Origin of the sequence: Celeribacter sp. PS-C1, assembly GCF_019429625.1 — a bacterium.
In the GTDB taxonomy this organism is placed as follows: Bacteria; Pseudomonadota; Alphaproteobacteria; order Rhodobacterales; family Rhodobacteraceae; genus Celeribacter.
On record NZ_JAHXRW010000001.1, the window covers coordinates 61,032 to 78,581 of the forward strand.

Annotated in this window: 17 protein-coding genes; 10 read left to right on the plus strand and 7 right to left on the minus strand. The window is 60.0% G+C overall.

The features are described 5' to 3' along the window. Positions 1 to 26 precede the first annotated feature (26 nt). From leuS to J5Y17_RS00340, 4 genes are read left to right on the plus strand one after another with little or no spacing between them, the layout of a single operon-like run. Complete coding sequence (gene leuS, locus J5Y17_RS00325; RefSeq protein WP_219783220.1) at positions 27 to 2,591, plus strand: leucine--tRNA ligase; 2,565 nt, start codon at positions 27 to 29, stop codon at positions 2,589 to 2,591. Continuing rightward, positions 2,578 to 3,063, plus strand: coding sequence for an LPS assembly lipoprotein LptE (gene lptE / locus J5Y17_RS00330; RefSeq protein ID WP_219783221.1), 486 nt, complete (start codon positions 2,578 to 2,580; stop codon positions 3,061 to 3,063). Before leuS ends, lptE begins: the two co-directional genes overlap by 14 nt. Continuing rightward, complete coding sequence (gene holA / locus J5Y17_RS00335) at positions 3,060 to 4,085, plus strand: DNA polymerase III subunit delta (RefSeq protein ID WP_219783222.1); 1,026 nt, start codon at positions 3,060 to 3,062, stop codon at positions 4,083 to 4,085. The genes lptE and holA overlap by 4 nt, the downstream gene beginning before the upstream one ends. A 60-nt stretch (positions 4,086 to 4,145) precedes the next feature. Continuing rightward, on the plus strand, positions 4,146 to 5,144 hold the full coding sequence (locus tag J5Y17_RS00340; RefSeq protein ID WP_219783223.1) for an LLM class flavin-dependent oxidoreductase: 999 nt from the start codon (positions 4,146 to 4,148) through the stop codon (positions 5,142 to 5,144). On the opposite strand, the gene J5Y17_RS00345 is transcribed toward J5Y17_RS00340, so the two are convergent. Genes J5Y17_RS00345 through J5Y17_RS00355 form a run of 3 tightly spaced genes read right to left on the minus strand, consistent with a single transcriptional unit; the run spans position 5,128 to position 7,669 of the window. Next, on the minus strand, positions 5,128 to 6,306 hold the full coding sequence (locus tag J5Y17_RS00345; protein ID WP_370628792.1) for a TIGR03862 family flavoprotein: 1,179 nt from the start codon (positions 6,304 to 6,306) through the stop codon (positions 5,128 to 5,130). The genes J5Y17_RS00340 and J5Y17_RS00345 overlap by 17 nt on opposite strands. Continuing rightward, a complete protein-coding gene (locus J5Y17_RS00350; RefSeq protein ID WP_219783224.1) occupies positions 6,303 to 6,917 on the minus strand; it encodes an enoyl-CoA hydratase/isomerase family protein in 615 nt (204 codons plus the stop codon). Before J5Y17_RS00350 ends, J5Y17_RS00345 begins: the two co-directional genes overlap by 4 nt. Next, entirely contained in the window at positions 6,914 to 7,669 is a 756-nt protein-coding gene (locus J5Y17_RS00355) for an SDR family oxidoreductase (protein ID WP_219783225.1), read from the minus strand. Before J5Y17_RS00355 ends, J5Y17_RS00350 begins: the two co-directional genes overlap by 4 nt. Before the next feature lie 115 nt (positions 7,670 to 7,784). Here J5Y17_RS00355 and J5Y17_RS00360 point away from each other — a divergent pair, with 115 nt between their 5' ends. From J5Y17_RS00360 to J5Y17_RS00370, 3 genes are all read left to right on the plus strand, one after another. Continuing rightward, positions 7,785 to 9,335 carry a hypothetical protein gene (locus J5Y17_RS00360; RefSeq protein ID WP_219783226.1) on the plus strand — a complete coding sequence of 517 codons (1,551 nt, stop codon included), beginning with the start codon at positions 7,785 to 7,787 and terminating at the stop codon, positions 9,333 to 9,335. A gap of 83 nt (positions 9,336 to 9,418) precedes the next feature. Beyond that, positions 9,419 to 10,765, plus strand: coding sequence for a TldD/PmbA family protein (locus tag J5Y17_RS00365; protein ID WP_219783227.1), 1,347 nt, complete (start codon positions 9,419 to 9,421; stop codon positions 10,763 to 10,765). Next, positions 10,752 to 11,555 carry a 3'(2'),5'-bisphosphate nucleotidase CysQ gene (locus J5Y17_RS00370; protein ID WP_255571768.1) on the plus strand — a complete coding sequence of 268 codons (804 nt, stop codon included), beginning with the start codon at positions 10,752 to 10,754 and terminating at the stop codon, positions 11,553 to 11,555. Before J5Y17_RS00365 ends, J5Y17_RS00370 begins: the two co-directional genes overlap by 14 nt. Positions 11,556 to 11,568: 13 nt before the next feature. On the opposite strand, the gene J5Y17_RS00375 is transcribed toward J5Y17_RS00370, so the two are convergent. Continuing rightward, entirely contained in the window at positions 11,569 to 12,789 is a 1,221-nt protein-coding gene (locus tag J5Y17_RS00375; RefSeq protein ID WP_219783228.1) for a glycosyl transferase, read from the minus strand. A 3-nt stretch (positions 12,790 to 12,792) separates the two neighbouring features. Continuing rightward, positions 12,793 to 13,602, minus strand: coding sequence for a mannosyl-3-phosphoglycerate phosphatase (locus J5Y17_RS00380; protein WP_219783229.1), 810 nt, complete (start codon positions 13,600 to 13,602; stop codon positions 12,793 to 12,795). A 159-nt stretch (positions 13,603 to 13,761) separates the two neighbouring features. Here J5Y17_RS00380 and J5Y17_RS00385 point away from each other — a divergent pair, with 159 nt between their 5' ends. The 3 genes from J5Y17_RS00385 to lpxK are packed head-to-tail and all read left to right on the plus strand — an operon-like array spanning position 13,762 to position 16,307. Next, positions 13,762 to 14,007, plus strand: coding sequence for a DUF4170 domain-containing protein (locus J5Y17_RS00385; RefSeq protein WP_167601300.1), 246 nt, complete (start codon positions 13,762 to 13,764; stop codon positions 14,005 to 14,007). Between the two features lie 12 nt (positions 14,008 to 14,019). After that, positions 14,020 to 15,318, plus strand: a complete 1,299-nt coding sequence (locus tag J5Y17_RS00390) for a 3-deoxy-D-manno-octulosonic acid transferase (protein WP_219783230.1) — start codon at positions 14,020 to 14,022, stop codon at positions 15,316 to 15,318. Beyond that, positions 15,315 to 16,307 (plus strand): tetraacyldisaccharide 4'-kinase, encoded by a 993-nt coding sequence (lpxK, locus tag J5Y17_RS00395; RefSeq protein WP_219783231.1) that lies wholly within the window; start codon positions 15,315 to 15,317, stop codon positions 16,305 to 16,307. The genes J5Y17_RS00390 and lpxK overlap by 4 nt, the downstream gene beginning before the upstream one ends. Before the next feature lie 4 nt (positions 16,308 to 16,311). Here the strand turns inward: lpxK and J5Y17_RS00400 are convergent, their stop codons facing one another. Both J5Y17_RS00400 and J5Y17_RS00405 read right to left on the minus strand, forming a co-directional pair. Further along, entirely contained in the window at positions 16,312 to 16,965 is a 654-nt protein-coding gene (locus J5Y17_RS00400) for a DsbA family protein (RefSeq protein WP_219783232.1), read from the minus strand. Next, positions 16,965 to 17,477 carry a DUF721 domain-containing protein gene (locus tag J5Y17_RS00405; protein WP_370628794.1) on the minus strand — a complete coding sequence of 171 codons (513 nt, stop codon included), beginning with the start codon at positions 17,475 to 17,477 and terminating at the stop codon, positions 16,965 to 16,967. Before J5Y17_RS00405 ends, J5Y17_RS00400 begins: the two co-directional genes overlap by 1 nt. Positions 17,478 to 17,550: the final 73 nt, after the last annotated feature.

A 17,550-nucleotide genomic window follows, 5' to 3' on the forward strand; every position in this document is an offset into this window, starting at 1 on the left:
GTTTGTCTGAGATTGAGGATGTGAACATGAGCCGCTACGCGCCCAGCGAGATCGAACCGAAATGGCAGTCTGCCTGGAATGAGGCGGATGTGTTCCTCGCCAAGCGTGACGAGAGCAAGCCGAAGTACTACGTGCTTGAGATGTTCCCCTATCCGTCGGGCCGCATCCACATCGGTCACGTGCGCAACTACACCATGGGCGATGTGGTGGCGCGCTACAAATCCTCGACCGGGTTCAACGTGTTGCACCCGATGGGCTTTGACGCGTTCGGCATGCCGGCAGAGAACGCCGCGATGGCCTCTGGCGGGCATCCGAAGACCTGGACTTACAACAACATCGACACGATGGTCGACCAGATGAAGCCGCTGGGCCTCTCCATCGACTGGACGCGCATGTTCGCGACCTGCGACACGGACTATTACGGCCAACAACAGGCCATGTTCCTCGATATGCTGGAAAAGGGTCTCGTCTATCGCAAGAACGCCACGGTGAACTGGGACCCGGTCGACATGACGGTTCTGGCCAACGAACAGGTGATCGACGGCTGCGGCTGGCGCTCCGGCGCGCCGGTGGAGCGGAAGGAACTGACGCAATGGTTCTTTAAGATTTCCGACTATTCCGAAGACCTGTTGGAGGCTATCGACCATCTCGACAATTGGCCTGACAAGGTCAAGACGATGCAGAAAAACTGGATCGGAAAATCGCGCGGTCTTCAGTTTGCTTTCTCGATTGTCGATGCCCCCGCCCATCACGACCGGATTGAAGTCTACACCACCCGTCCCGACACTCTGATGGGCGCGTCTTTCGTGGGCATCTCCGCCGATCACCCGCTGGCCAAAGAACTGGCCGCCGAGAACCCGGAGATCGCAGCTTTCTGTGAGGAGTGCCGCAAGGGTGGCACCACAGAGGAAGCCATCGAGAAGGCCGAGAAACTGGGCCTCAACACCGGCCTGACCGTGCGCCATCCGTTCGACACGGCGTGGGAACTGCCGGTCTATATCGCCAACTTCATCCTCATGGATTACGGCACCGGCGCGATCTTTGGCTGCCCGGCGCATGACCAGCGCGACTTTGATTTCGCGACCAAATACGGCCTGCCGATCAACTATGTCTTTGCGCCGGTTGAGGGCGATTTGAACGAGGCCGAAGCCTTTGTTCCGACGAAATCCGAAACCGTGAAATACATCCGTGGTTTCGCGGGCGAAGAGGTTCAGACCGGCGATGAGGGCGTCAACACCGCCGTCGATTTCTGCGAAGCGAACGGTGTCGGCCATGGCGTGACCAAGTTCCGCCTGCGCGATTGGGGTCTGTCCCGTCAGCGCTATTGGGGTTGTCCGATCCCGGTGGTGCATTGCGAGGCTTGCGGCGTGGTGCCGGAGAAGAAAGAGAACCTGCCGATCGAGCTGCCCTTCGATGAAGATGGCAAAGCGATTGATTTCTCCATCCCCGGCAACCCGCTGGACCGTCACCCGTCTTGGCGCAACACGACCTGTCCGAAATGCGGCGGCGCGGCTCTGCGCGAGACCGACACGATGGACACTTTTGTCGACAGCTCGTGGTATTACGCCCGCTTCACCGCGCCGCATGCCACGACACCGACCGTCGCCGAGGACGCCGAGTATTGGATGAACGTCGATCAATATATCGGCGGCATCGAGCACGCGATTCTGCACCTTCTCTATTCCCGCTTCTTCGCCCGTGCGATGAACGAGACAGGGCATCTGCCCGACAGCGCGCGCGAACCGTTTGACGCGCTGTTCACGCAAGGCATGGTGACCCACGCGATCTACAAAACCGTGGGTGCCGATGGACGTCCGAAGTATCACTACCCGGAAGAGGTCGAACTGCGGGACGGCAAAGGCTACTTGGAAGACGGCACAGAAGTCGAGATTGTGCCCTCCGCCAAGATGTCCAAGTCCAAAAACAACGTGGTGGACCCGGTCGAGATCATCAAACAATTCGGCGCCGATACTGCGCGCTGGTTCGTGCTCTCCGATAGTCCGCCGGAACGTGACGTGGAATGGACCGCCTCGGGCGCCGAAGCCTCGCACAAACATTTGGGGCGCGTCTGGCGTCTGGCCGCAGAGCTCGACGCCACGCCGGAACAGGGCCAAGGCGACGACGAGCTGATGCGCGCCGCCCACAAGGCGATGTTCGAAGTCACGCAAGGCATCGAGAGCTTTGGCTTCAACGCTTCGATTGCGAAGCTCTACGGTTTCACCAACACAATTGCGAGGTCCAAAGCAGGCCGCGAGGCGAAACGCTTTGCGCTCAAAACGCTGGCACAGCTCATGTCCCCCATGACCCCGCACCTCGCGGAAGACATGTGGTCGATGCTGGGTGGCGAGGGCCTCATCGCGAAAGCGCCGTGGCCCAAGCCAGACGAGGCGATGCTGGTCGAGGACACGGTGACGCTTCCGATCCAGATCAACGGCAAACGCCGCGACGAAATCTCTGTTCCCAAAGATATGCCGAAGGAAGAGGTTGAAAAGCTGGTGCTGGAAAACGATGCTGTGAAAAAGGCGCTCGATGGCGGGTCGCCGAAGAAACTCATCGTTGTCCCGGGCCGCATCGTCAATGTCGTCATTTGATCGCAGAACTCTCCTGATCTCGTTCGCAGCCCTCGCGGGCTGCGGGTTCACCCCGGCTTACGGGCCGGGAAGCAGCGGCTCCGCGCTGCGTGGCAAGGTCGACATTGCCGCCCCCAGCACGCGCGAAAGCTACAATCTGGTCAATCGCCTCACCGAGCAATTCGGTCCGACGCAAACGCCGCTTTATCGCCTCGGCTATACGATTTCGACCAATCAGAATCAGATCGGCATCACCCGTGATCAGGAAATCCTGCGCTACCATGTGACCGGTGAGGTCAATTACACCCTGACCGATATTGCGACAGGGCGTCTGTTGGCCAAACGCAAGGCCTCGAGCTTTACCGCCTATTCCGCCACCGGGTCGTCGGTCGATACGCTGACCGCTTCGCGCGATGCCTACGAACGCCTGATGGTCATTCTCGCCGATCAGATGGTGAGCCAGATCATCGCCACCGTTGAGCTGCCCGCATGAAGCTTTCCGCTCGGGATGCGATCTCCTACTTCGCCAAGCCCGACCCCGGGAAGGCAGGCGTGCTGCTCTATGGCCCCGACGCCATGCGCATCGCACTGCGCCGCCAAGAGGTGATTGAGGGTCTGATCGGCAAAGAAGGCGAAGAGGAAATGCGCCTCACCCGCATGTCGGGCGCTGAGCTGCGCAAAGACAAGACGCTCCTAATGGACGCGCTGAAATCCCAAGGCTTTTTCCCCGGTCCGCGCGTGGCCTTTGTCGAGGATGCCACCGACCAGATCGCCGATCTTGCCAAGGATGCTCTGTTCGACTGGCGTGACGGGGATGCGCAGATCGTTGTCACCGCCGGTCAGCTCAAAGCCACCTCGAAACTGCGCAAGCTCTTTGAAGGCCACCCGAGCGCCTACGCCATCGCCATCTACGCCGATCCGCCATCGCGTGCGGAGATCGAGGCCACTTTGTCGAAAGCGGGCATTACGGACATTTCCCGCGACGCCATGACCGACATCGAAGCGCTGGCCCGCACGATTGATCCCGGCGATTTTCGCCAGACCTTGGAAAAGCTCGCGCTCTACAAACTGGGCGACGCCACGCCCGTCTCTAGCGAAGACGTGCAAAGTTGCGCCCCCGCCACCACGGAGGCCGAGGTGGACGATGTGCTCAACGCCGTGGCCGAAGGGCGCGCGAATGAACTTGGCCCCCTGATGATCAAACTCGCGGGGCAGGGCAGCGATCCCGTTGCGCTTTCGATCTTTGCCATGCGGCATTTCCGAAGCCTGCACGCCGCCGCCTCGCATCCGAATGGCGCGGGCGCAGGCATTGCCGCAGCGCGCCCGCCCATCTTTGGCCCGCGCCGGGACCGGATGACGAAACAGGCCTCCGGCTGGGGCATGTACAAACTGGAAACCGCACTCTCCATTCTGACCGACACTGACCTGACGCTGCGCTCCTCATCCAAGGCTCCGACCATGGCCGTTATGGAACGCGCGCTCATCCGACTTGCCATGCTCGCGCAACGGCGCTGAGCGAAAACCACCATTGTTCGCGCTCCGAAACGCCCCAGATGTAGAGGAAAGGAGCCGCACATGACCCCCTATTCCCTTCTCGATCTCTCTCCCGTGCCCGAAGGCACCTCCACCGCTGACGCGTTAAAGAACTCCGTCGATCTGGCGCAACGTGCCGAAGGCTGGGGCTACAACCGGTTCTGGCTGGCCGAACATCACAACATGCCGGGGATCGCCTCCGCCGCGACCGCCGTGGTGATCGGGCATATCGGGGCGCATACCTCGACGATTCGCATCGGAGCGGGTGGGATCATGTTGCCGAACCATGCGCCTTTGCAAGTGGCCGAAGCCTTCGGCACGTTGCGGGAGTTGTATGGTGATCGTATCGATCTGGGCCTCGGTCGCGCGCCGGGAACGGATATGCCGACAGCACGCGCGCTCCGGCGCAATCTGACGCCAGGCCATGCCAATGGCGAAACCTTTCCGCAAGATGTGCAGGAGGTCATGGCCTATCTCGGTGACATGCCCGAAACCGCCGCTGTTCGCGCCTTTCCCGGAACTGGCACCCATGTCCCGGTGTGGATGCTCGGCTCTTCGACCTATGGTGCGGAACTGGCGGCCATATTGGGCCTGCCCTACGCCTTCGCCTCTCATTTCGCGCCTGCCGCGCTGGATCAGGCAGTGAAAATTTACCGCGATCTGTTCCAGCCATCAGAGTATCTCGACAGGCCCTATTTCATGCTGGCCACCAATGTCTTTGCCGCCGAGAGCGCCGAAGAAGCCGTCTATCTGCGCTCGTCGATGATGCAGACTTTCGCCAATCTGCGCATGGGCCGCCCCGGCAAATTGCCCTATCCTGTCGAGGATATTTCCACGGTCGTGCCCGCGCAGTTCCTGCCCTCGCTCGATGCAATTTTTGCGGTCTCGGCGACTGGTACGAAACCGATGGTGAAGGACAAAGTCACGGCGCTGATCGACCGTTATAAGCCGGATGAAATCATCTTTGCGGCGAATATCCATGATCATCAGAAACGGCTGCGCTCCTTCGAGATTGCCGCCGAGGTTATGAAAGAGATCTGAGCGCGCCAAGCCCGGCTAGACGTCCGGTGGCGAGACAGGCGGTCAACAAATAGCCGCCTGTCGGTGCGTCCCAGTCGAGCATCTCGCCTGCGAAAAACAGACCGGGTTTCGCGATGGCCTCCAGATGATCCGTGAGGCTCTCGAAGGTCACGCCGCCAGCCGTAGAAATGGCCTCATCCATCGGGCGGAATTTGAGACCTTTGATCTCAAGAGCCTTGAGCGCGGTGATGAGATCATCAGGCTTAGACCCTGCAAACTCCATGACCAGCGCGACCTTCTCCGGCGTGAGCCGCAAAGCGCGTTTGAGGAACTTCGTCAGAGTTTCCTTCAATTTTCGCTGGATTAGGGTCTGTTTGACTTTATCCTCCGACCAGTCTGGCAAGAGATTGAGCATCAAAGGCGCGCCATTACGCAGCCCGCGCGTGACGCTATAAATCCCGCCGCCCTCAAGGCCGGTCGCGGAGATAACAAATTCGCCTCGGCTCTCATACGCCCCGGCGCGCAGGGTCACGCCTTTGACGGGATGCCCGAAGTGGCGGGTCATGTGAGAACTCCAGTCGACTAAAAGACCGACGTTTGACGGCTCAAACGGAGCAAGCTCGACATAGGGCGAGACGGCATCGACCCAAGCTCCATTCGACCCTAATCTGGCCCAACTCGCCCCTCCGAGCGCCAGGATCACACGTTTCGCCAAAACCTCGCGCGGCCCCTCCGGCGTCGAAAAACGCACCGTGTCGCCGAGGGCCTCCATGCGCCAATTTCGACGAAGGTCACAGCCTTGTTCCTCCAGCCGCGCAAGCCATGCCCGGAGCAAAGGCGACGCCTTCATCACCCTGGGAAACACCCGGCCCGTGGAGCCCGTGAACATCTCCTGCCCCAAGGCTTCCGCCCAAGCGATGGCCTCTTGCGGACCGAAGTCCTTCAGGGCCGCGTGGAGGGCCGCATGCAACGGCGCATAGGCCTGTAAAAATGCATCCAAAGGTTCGTTTTTCGTCAGGTTTAGACCCGATTTTCCGGCCATGAGGAATTTGCGCGCGGGCGAGGGTTTGGCCTCGGCGATCAGAACGCTGCGGCCCGCTTTGGACACCACATCCGCCGCCATGAGCCCGGCAGGGCCGGCACCCACGACCAGTACATCAACCTGAAGAGAAGCCTCACTCACGGCTGGATCAGGGCCTTGATCCCGGCGATATGCGCGGGCACAGCCTCAAGCGCCGCCAGAGACAGCTCTACGACAGCCTCTTTCTGATCCGTTGCAGGAACCAAGCGGTCCACCAGCCCCCAAGACAGCGCCTCCTCAGCGGTGATCTTCTGCCCCGCCATAAGGATCATTTTCGCCCGCGCAGGCCCGATTAGGGTCGAAAGTCGCACCGGATCGGAGGGCTGCGGCAGAAAGCCGAGCTTCATCACCGGGTAAAAGAATTTCGCAGACGGATCGGACAGGCGGATGTCACAAGCCAAAGCCATGCCAAAGGCACCGCCCGCCAGAGTACCATTCAGCGCCGCAATAGTCAGGGAAGGCAAGGCCGCGATCTTTCCCGACAAATCCTCCCACAGAGGCGAGGTTGCAAGACCGGCGCGCGCCTCATCGAGATCGGCGCCTGCGGAAAACACCTTGCCTGCACCTGTCAGCACGAAAACCTTGGCCTCTCCCGCCGCATCATCCGCGATTTCGATGAGCCGAGATAGCATCTCGGAGGTCAGGGAATTAGCTTTTTTAGGCCGGTTTAGTGTCACAATCCACAGATCACCGTCGCGCGCCAAATCGATCATGAGATCACCCCGATCTTTCGACGCAGCCCTTCGTCCCGCAGGGACAGTTCTTCGCCCAGATGCGCGTCCGCCTCGGCACCGCACATCCAGAGCAAAGCCTGCGCGGGCCATTCAGGCGGGATATGGTCGGACCAGTCGAGCTGGCTCACCGCATTGATGCCGGAAGCTTTGATGTCACGCTGCATTTGGGTCGCAACAGTGCCCGGAGACAGACCCATCACGCGAATGCCATTGGCGCGTTCTTCGAGATCGAGCATGGAGGTCAGCATCGCCGCGCCAGCTTTGGAACTACAATAGGCGCTCCAGCCTTCGACCGGGTGGTGCGCGGCGCCAGACGAAATGGTCAAGACCGTGCCAGAACCACGGGCCACCATCTCCGGCACGACACGTCGCATGGCATAGAAGACACCTTTGACGTTGATGTCGATCAGATGGCCCCAAGCCTCGGGATCACAGGTTTTGAGATCGCCGATAGGGTCGATCACACCGGCGTTGTTGATCAGGATGTCGATGGTGCCAAAGTGGCTCTCGACCGCGCTCATCGCGGCGTCAATCTCCACAAATTTTGAGATGTCGCAGGGCACCGCCAAAGCATTCGGTCCGATGTCCTCGGCGATCTTGGTGATCGCGTCCGCGCTTCGTGCCAAAAGCGCGACCTTCGCGCCGGATGCGGCAAAAAGACGGGCCGCAGCCTCGCCAATGCCACGGCTCGCCCCGGTGATGACAACGGTTTTTCCAGTGACGTCTGACATAGTTTGGCCTCTCTCATAATTCTCCGCGACCATAAGGTCTGACGAGCCGGGGTTCCAGTCTTGACCCTCCGCGCAAAGCACGAAACTGTACGCGCAACTGTTCAAGGAGATTTTTATGCGTACCCTGTTTTCGACCACCGCGCTCACCGCGCTTTGCCTGATGGGCACCCCGGCGCTTGCCGACATCACGCCGGAAGAGGCCTGGGAGGCCTACCGTGGCCAGATGGCCCAAATGGGCATGGAACCGACCGCCGAGGTGACGCGCGAAGGCGACACGTTGGTCGTGCGCAATATGGTCTATGGCCTGGAGATGGACCTGGGTGAAACCTCAGTCACCACCACCACCACGGCCCCGGAGATTCGGTTTCAAGAGCAGAACGGCGGCACAGTCGCGGTGCGGTTTGTCGAACCGCTGAATTCGATTTCGGTCACGCCGGTGGGCCCGGGGTTCGACGGCGCTGCAGAGACAGACATGATCGAAACCCGCTCAACCATGACCATTGACGGGATCACGATGGTTTCGGGAACTCCCGAGAGCCTTATGTTTACCCTAGAGAACAACGCTGTAACGTCAAAAAGCGAAGCCGTCGTCATTGATGACATGGTGATCCAACCGGGGCTCTCGGTCGCCATGATCGGCATCGGCGGCACCTATACGATTGTGGAGGGCGAAGACGGCTTGAGCTCAGAGATGGACTTGAACGCCAATACTCTGACCTATGATTTCGATCCGATGGACACCGAAACTGGCGACAAGGTCGAGATGGGCTTTGCGGCCAATGACATGAAGATGACGGGCTCCTTCACACTGCCCGAAGGCGAGAATGTCGACTTCATGCAAACCCTACTCGGCGACAGCTCCATGGATGTCACCATCGAAATGGCAGGCAGCACCTACTCCATGGCGATCGTAAGCGAGACTCCGGGCGGCGGAATGACCATCGACGCCACAACAGGCTCCACAACTCTGGATATGACACTCAACGACGGTGCAGTTGGCTATGACTCCAAAGCAGCCGATCTCAACGTCATTGCCGCTGGCGCGCAAATTCCCGGCGGTCAGGCAAATGTTTCTCTACAGCAATACAACGCCGCCCTGCTTTTCCCGCTGGCCGCCTCCGAAGAGATGCAGCCCTTCGAGCTTCGTCTCGGGTTGGAAGGATTGGTCCTGCCGGAGATCGCGTGGATGATCGCGGACCCAACAGGTCAGCTTCCGCATGACCCAGCGAGCCTGCGCATTGCTTTGGATGGCACCTTGGAGAATGGCATCGATCTATTTGACGTCGCCGCGCTGACCGCCATGGAAGAGAGCGGCGCCAAGATGCCGTTCAAGGTCGAGACACTGAATATCCCAGAAATTTTCCTCGATCTCGCGGGCGCTACGATCCGGGGCGAAGGCGCGGGTCACTTCCTCGATCAGGAACCGGCCGTGCCGGGTGGCCTGCCGCCTTTCGCGGGCAAGCTCTCGCTCAATATGGTGGGCGTGACCGATCTGATCACCAAACTGTCCTCCGCTGGCATCATGCCGCCGGAACAAGCCATGTCGGCACAAATGATGCTGGGCCTCTTTGCCCGTCCGGGTGAGACCGCAGGCGAGTTGGTGTCCGAGATCGAAATGACCGAAGACGGCCAGATCATCGCCAACGGGCAACCGCTGCCGTTCTAAACACGAAGACGCACCGCCTGCTTGCGCTTTGCGGGCGGGCGGTGCATCTGACACGCAATTCAGACGAAACAGGAGACCCCGTCATGACGCGCAACCTCAAAGACCTGACCGAGGCGCTTCTTGAGGCCGCTATGAGTGCCGGGGCCGAGGCCGCAGATGCGATGGCCATCGACGGCACCTCCCTGTCCATCAATGTGCGTCAAGGCGCATTGGAACAGGCGGAGCGCTCCGAAGGGGTGGACATCGGGTTGCGGGTGCTGATCGGCAAACGACAGGCCTGCGTGTCTGCTTCCGACACCCGTCCTGAGACACTGGCCACCATGGCCGAACGCGCGGTTACCATGGCGCGTCTAGCGCCAGAGGACCCGACTGCTGGTCTTGCCGATCCGACACAAATCACCGCGAACACCGACGCAAGTTCTTTGGAACTGTTCGATCCCTCCGAAGAGCCATCGCCCGAGCAACTTAAAGAGGACGCCCTGCGCGCCGAGGCGGCAGCCGCCGGCTACAAAGGCGTATCGCAGGTCGACAGCGCCGCCGCAGCTTACGGGCGTCGTCAGATTTACCTGTCCGCGACCAATGGGTTCAGCGGCGGCTATGCCCGCAGCGACCGGATGATTTCCACCGTTGCCATCGCAGGTGAAGGCACGGGGATGGAGCGCGATTATTGCGGCGAAAGCCGGATTTTCGGCGCGGACCTGCCCAGCCCCGAAGAGATCGGCCTTCTGGCCGCCGAACGCACCGTCGCCCGTCTCGGCGCACGCAAGCCCAAGACCGGCGCCTATCCGATGCTGTTCGACGAGAGGATTTCTTCGTCGCTGATCGGGCATCTTCTGTCCGCGATCAACGGCTCCGCGATTGCACGCGGCGCAAGCTGGCTGCGGGACGCGATGGGCGAAGATGTCTTGCCGAGTGGTCTTTCCGTCATCGAGGACCCGCACCGCCCGCGTACCTCTGCCTCGCGTCTGTTCGATGCCGAAGGGCTTGCGACACAGAAACGCGCTTTAGTGGAAAACGGACGGCTGACCTCTTGGGTTCTCGACCTCGCGACCGCCCGCAAACTGGAGTTTGAGAGCACAGCTAACGCCTCGCGTGGCGTGTCGGGTCCGCCCTCACCGACTTCTGGAAATGTGAGCCTAACTCAGGGCACACAGAGCCGCGACGAGTTGATGCGCGAGATGGGCACCGGACTTTTGATCACCTCCATGATCGGCTCTTCGATCAACCCTACAACTGGTGATTATTCCCGTGGAGCGAGCGGATTTTGGATCGAGAACGGCGAGGTCGCCTATCCGGTCAACGAATGCACCATCGCCGGGAACCTGCGCGATATGCTGAAAACCATCGTGCCCGCGAATGACGCGCGCGCACATCTGAGCCGCGTCGTGCCCTCGCTTTTGGTCGAAGGGATGACACTTGCCGGAGATTAAGCAGGTGGCAGTCGGTGCAGAAGAAGATCTCGAACTGTTGATAGAGGCCGCGCGCAACGCTGGCGAGATCGCCCGCCCCTATTGGCGCGCCGATCCGGAGGTCTGGGACAAGGGCAGCGGGCAAGGTCCGGTAACGGAGGCCGATCTGGCCGTCGACAGGATGCTCCACGAGTATCTGCTGTCTGAGCGGCCTGAGTATGGCTGGCTTTCCGAAGAAACCGTCGACACCACCTCCGAGCGCCTCGGCAAAGAACGCGTGTTCATCGTCGATCCGATCGACGGCACCCGCAGCTTTATCCATGGCGACCACAATTGGGCACATTCTTTGGCAATCGCCGAAGAGGGCGAGGTGATCGCGGCTGTGGTGTTTTTGCCGCTGCGTGAGCGGTTGTTTCACGCCGTCAAAGGACAGGGTGCCTATCTTAACGACGACCCTCTGATCGTGACGGAACGCTGCGATCTCGATGGCGCGACCGTTCTGGCCCCGCGCCAGCATTTGGACGACGAACATTGGCAGGGAGGCGCGCCGAAATTCATTCACAAATACCGACCCTCCCTCGCCTACCGGCTGACACTTGTGGCGCAGGGGCGCTATGACGCGATGTTCAGCTTTCGCGACACTTGGGAATGGGACGTGGCCGCCGGCACGCTGATCCTGACCGAAGCCGGGGGACAAGTCACGGATCGCGAGGGAAAGGCACCGGTTTTCAACCAACCGAGGCCGCAACTGAACGGCTTGGTGGCGGGATGCCCCAATCTGGCGGATGGCATCCTCGCACGGCTGAAATAGAGCCTAATCCAGCTTATTTATACTCTTCCATATCCTCGGCGACGGCCCGCGTCATGGAGGCAATGATGTCCGGGTCCGCCGAATGCACCCGCGACCAGTTCGGGATAAAGGGCGTCTCCATCGGATTGTCGAGGAACACACTGCCCGCGAGGATGATGTTGTTCGCAAACAGCTCCACCGCTTTTTCCTCGGAATGACGGTCCACATGCAGCCCGTTCATCCGCGCATCGTTGAAATAAGTCTCGATGAGATCGAGCGCGCCGCGATAATACGTGGCTTTGATCGAGCGGAAAATCTCTTCGGAAAACACCGTGCCATCTGCCGCGAGCTTGCGATAGAGGGCTTTGCAGATGTCCACGGACATACGAGACAGGCCGGTTTTGGCATCCTCTTCGCTGAGATCTTGGTGTTTGTGATCGTAACGATCGGAAATTTCGACCTGACAGACCGCACGCGGGCTGAGATTGCGCCAAGCCTCGGAGAGCAAACCGATCTCAAGCCCCCAATCCGAAGGGATACGCATATCCGGAAGGATCGAGGTGCGCATGGCAAATTCGCCGGCCAGCGGATAGCGGAAATCCGACAGGAAATCGAGATACTCGCGCGGCCCCAGAACCTTGGCCAGCGCATGAATCATCGGCGTCACCAAAAGCCGCGTCACTCGACCGTTCAACTTGCCGTCGGCCACGCGGGGGTAGAAACCTTTGGACATCTGATAGGGAAAGGTCGGGTTCGCGACCGGGTAGACCAGACGCGCCAGCATTTCGGCGGAATAGGTCACCACATCGCAATCATGCACGGCGACCACGGCGCTGTCGGCGCGGGCAATCGTGTAGCCCATGCAGAACCAAACATTGCGGCCCTTACCCGGCTCAGAGGGCGAAAGGTCCAGCTCTTTGAGACGAGCATCCACTGCAGAGAGGCGCGGACCATCATTCCAAAGCACCACATGATCGGCCTTGAGACGCGAGAAAAACTGAAGCGCGTAGCGATATTGCTCTTCGGTGGCGCGGTCGAGGCCAATGACGATGCGATGGATGAAATCGACCTTGTTCAACTCATCGACGATATTCGTCAGCGCATCGCCTTCGAGCTCGGAAAACAGCGACGGCAGGATCAGCGTGATTTTACGCGTCGAGGAAAAGGCATTGAGTTCCCGGCTCAGGTCCTCTTCGGAATTGATGCGCAGATTGTGCAATGTGGCGACATGCCCGCCCTGATGAAAATCCGCCATGTCTTAGCCTTTCTCGGTACTTTGATAGTCTTGTGCGATGCGTGAGAGCACCGCAATGTTCCAACCTTCGGGGCCGGGCGCACCTGTGCGCACGATCCGGCCCGTCGCCTCTCCGGGCAGGGTCGGGATACCCGGCCCATGTGAATTGCGCACGACAACGCCGTAATCTGCCGCGGCGATCATTTCGACATCATTAGGCGCATCGCCCAGAGCCATCGTGATAGGCCGCGGGGTGTAATCTGCGATAATTTCGGCCATGCGATCCGCCTTGGTCGCGCCGAACGACAGGGTCAAATAGCGCCCGCCCTGCCGAGCATGGATGCCCTGTTCCATCAGCGCAGCCTCAAAGCGCGACAGATCTTCATCTGATCCACTCCAAAGTCCGGGCTCTGAAAACTGCCTTTGCGCGGCCAGCGTTGCTTGCGCCAAAGGAAGCCCGGTGTTTTGTGCCACCTCTTCGACGCTCCAATCGGAAAAGCCGGTGTAGTGCTGACGCAAGTCTTGCGGCAGATCGGCCAAGGCCGCTTGGAGGGAATCGTGCGCTGTCCGATCCGACAAAGCGCCAGTGCCCGGTGCCAGAATACCCGCGCCATTTTCGACAATCGCAGGCGCATGGTCGAACCCCATCTCAGAGCGCAGTTCTGCGATCTCGGCAGCGGTTTTCGAACTCGCCAAAATCAGAGGAAGGCCGAGACGTTTCATCTCTTGCAACGCCGGTTCAGCCGCGGCCCATGAATAGCTGTCATGGTCCAGCAACGTGCCGTCGAGATCGGAAAATACGATCAGGCGGGGGGCGGTCTTCTCGGTCTTCATGGCCTCATGATGACCGCAGCACAGAGGGAGGAAAACAGTTCATCGCGAAAAAGGTCAAAAAACCGCAATATGCCGCCCAAGAATTAAGCGCATGGCGTCGACCGCTTGACCCCCCCGGCGATTGGACTAGGGTGCGCCCATAACATTCGGAGAGTTTCCATGGCACAAAGACTGCACCTCGTGTTCGGCGGCGAATTGATTGACCCGTCCAAAACCGTGTTCCGCAATGTCGACGACATTCACATCGTTGGGATTTTCCCCGATTACGAGACGGCGCACAACGCGTGGAAAGCGGAAGCACAGCGCACCGTGGACAATGCCCACATGCGCTATTTCATCGCCCACCTGCACCGACTGCGCGACGAAGCACAAAACGCCTCCCCCACCGAAGAGCTTGGGGCCTGAGGATAAGGCCACATGGCCCGACCCTTTCCCTATCTGCTCTATTCCGGGCTAAGCCGTAAAAGCGGACGGCATCGCGCCGAACGGCTTGATCGCCTCGTCCAAAACGGAGCGCTCTCCCAGAGTGCCCGCGATCAGCGACTTGCGCAAAATCTGCCAAACCGCCCCAAAGGCGAAGTGCTCTGGCTGCACGCTGCAACCAGTTTTGCGCTTCGCCCCGCGATGGAGCTCATGTGTCGCATCAGCGAGGACCGGCCCGATATGTTCGGACTGATCACGCTATCCCCAGATGTGCAGCCGCTCGCAGGCGCTGCACTCGAAAATGGCCATCTCACGATCTTGCCAGAGGACGACAGCGCCATCGCGCGACGGTTTCTCGACCATTGGTCCCCCGACAGTCTCGTTTGGATCGGAGGCCAGTTCCGCCCGAACCTGCTGCGCGAAACGCATGAACGGCATATTCCCACACTCGCGATCGAAGCCCCCGAGAGCCCAACCACGCTCGATCTGACCAGCCCCGTTCCCGGCCTGCGCAAACACGTGCTTGGCGGTTTCGATCACGTGATCACCGCCACATCCGAGGCCGCGTATCCGTGGCGTCGTGCGGGTCTTAACGCTGAGCAGATCGAGGTTTTGGGCTATCTCGAAGAGGGCGGCATCGCGCCCAGCGTCGATGAAGAGGAGCTGACACGCCGGATGGCGGAGATCGGCACGCGCCCCACTTGGTATGCGGCGCGACTGGATCGTTCAGAAGTCAGCGAGGTGATCCGCGCCCACAAACGTGCGCTGCGCCGCGCGCACCGACTGTTGTTGGCGCTATCCCTGTCCGATCCCTCAACGCGAGACAGCGTGTTGGCCCAGATGGAAACTGCGGGCCTGACTGCCGCAATTCTCGACCCAGACCACCCCATCTCCGAATCGGATCAGGTCGTCATTCTCGCGAATGAACCCCATCACAGCGAGGAAGGTCTCTGGCACAGGATCGCACCGATCAGCTTCATGGGAAGCTCTCTCGGGCCATTCGGCGGCAGTGATCCCTATCCCGCCGCCGCGATGGGCTCCGCGATTTTACATGGCCGCAACGTCTCCGATTTCACCACCGCCTACGCCCGCCTTGCGGCCGGAAATGCGGTGCGCGCTGTGAATGATGGATTTGAGCTTGGCGAAGAGGTCGGACGTTTGATGTCCCCCGATCAGGCTGCGTTGATGGCGGGTGCGGCATGGGAAGTGGCCTCCACAGGCGCCGAGGTCACGGATCGCGTGGCAAATTTGGTGCAGGATTTCCTTGATCTTCGGGAAAGGATCACGCCATGAAACAGCCTCTGTTCTGGTCTAATCCTGCGGAAAACCCGGGTTGGCAGGCGCGTTTGCTTTCGCCGCTCTCCGCGCTCTACGCTAAGGCGACGGCCAAGCGGCTCAAAAAGCCCGGCTATCGCGCCTCCGTGCCGGTGATCTGTGTCGGCAACATCAACGCGGGCGGGACGGGCAAAACACCCACCACTATCGCATTGGTGCAGAGATTGATCGAACGCGGGCACACGCCCCACGTCGTCTCGCGCGGCTACGGCGGCAAGCTCGAAGGCCCTGTGCGCGTCGATGAGCGCGCCCATAGCGCCGATGATACTGGCGACGAACCTCTTCTGATCGCCGCCTTCACGCCGGTATGGGTCGCCAAAGACCGTGCCGCAGGCGTGCGCGCGGCCGAAGCGGCTGGGGCAGATGTGATCCTCCTTGATGACGGCATGCAGAACCCCTCGGTCGAAAAAGACCTCACGCTCGTTGTGGTCGATGCCCATCGTGGCTTTGGCAACGGGCGTGTTTTGCCTGGCGGACCGTTGCGTGAGCCCGTTTCTGTCGGCATGGCGCGTGGCGATGTTCTGATCTCCATCGGTGATGCCGCTGCACAGGAGCGGTTTACGTCGAATTGGGCTGGATTTGTGTCTATTTCGCGCGCTCAGGCGACCTTGCAACCGCTGCCGACCGGGCTGGATTGGCAGGGGCTTCAGGTCATGGCTTTCGCAGGCATCGGTCATCCCGAAAAGTTCTTTCAAACCCTGCGCGATCTGGGCGCCGATCTTCTGCGAACTGAGGCGCTCAAAGATCACCAACCGCTGTCCATTCCACTGATGAAAAGGCTCGAAATCGAAGCCATGGCACTGGGAGCACAGATGGTAACCACAGAAAAAGACGCGGTGCGTTTGCCCCGCGCCTTTCGTATGAAGGTGGTCACCCTGCCCGTGCGGCTCACTGTCTCCGACTGGTCAGAGATTGATGCACATTTGAGCCGTTTGGGGCTGGATTAGGGTCTTAGCCCTCAAGTTTCGCGTCAAGAATTTCCTTGAGGTCCGCGTAGCTCATGTTCGAATGTTTCTCACCATCAATGACCAGCGTCGGCGTGGCATTCACGTCGTATTCTTCGATCTCTTTGGTGAATTTCGCGTAGAGCTGTTCCGCCATCTCGCCATCGTTGAGGCAGGCATCGAGATTCTCGTCCGTCAAACCGGCGCGCTTGCCGATTTTGCGCAGGTTCTCGACGATTTCCATCGTGTCTTTGCCACCTGCGAGCCACTCGGCCTGCTCTTCGTAGAGCATTTTCTGAACGCCGAAGTAGCGCATTTCCCCGCCACAACGTGCGACCATAGAGGCCCAGAGACCGAATTTGTCAAAGTAGACTTCGCGATAAACGAATTTTACTTTGCCAGTGTCGATATAGTCTTTCTTCAACGGCTCGAACACGGCGCTGTGGAAGTTCGCACAATGCGGGCAGGTGTAGGACGCATACTCGATCAATTCGATCGGCGCATCTGCATCGCCAAGAACCAGATCGGCGATCTCGGAGGTGTCAGCATCCTGAGCCGCGGCCGGAGACACGATGAAATTCGTGACGGCAGAGGGTTTCAGCAAAAGCGCGCCACCGAGTGTTGCCAGTGCGGTGGTGATCATGAAGGTGCGGCGGTTCATCAGTTTTCCTTTGTTGTAGTGCTGTGTCGGGTCAGGAATGTCCCGGCGAATTTCTCAAGCGCCTGACGCAGAGCCTCATCATGAACCCCATCGGCGAGGGATTTGGCCTCGGCTTGGGTCTCCGGCGTCATTTGCGGTTTGGGTTTAGGCTTTTGGGTCTCGAAAACGGCGCGGCCTTCGGAGAACCCCATCGGCGCGGTTTGCGTGATGTGAATATGGCTGATCGCGTTGTGACCGTAGACGGCATTCACGCGATCGCGAATCTTCGGAAGTTCTGCCTGAAGCATCGGCGCGTAAGCGCCGGTGGTTAAAAGCGTAAGCGTGGCGCCGAAGCCGCCCTTGGCGTAGGACACTTTGACAGGGCGCGACATGGCCGCAATCTCCGGTCCGACGCTTTCTTCCCAATGGGTGAGCAATTTGGATTGCGAAAACCCACGGGATTCGGACGCCTCCTGGATACGGCGCTGCAAAAGACTGGCGGTTCTCTCGAACCCCTTCTTGCGTCTTTTCACATATGGCTGCGCCTCGGTCATGATTTCCCGTCTGGTTTCTTCGCTTCTGAACCCTATTCTATTGCCACAGGCG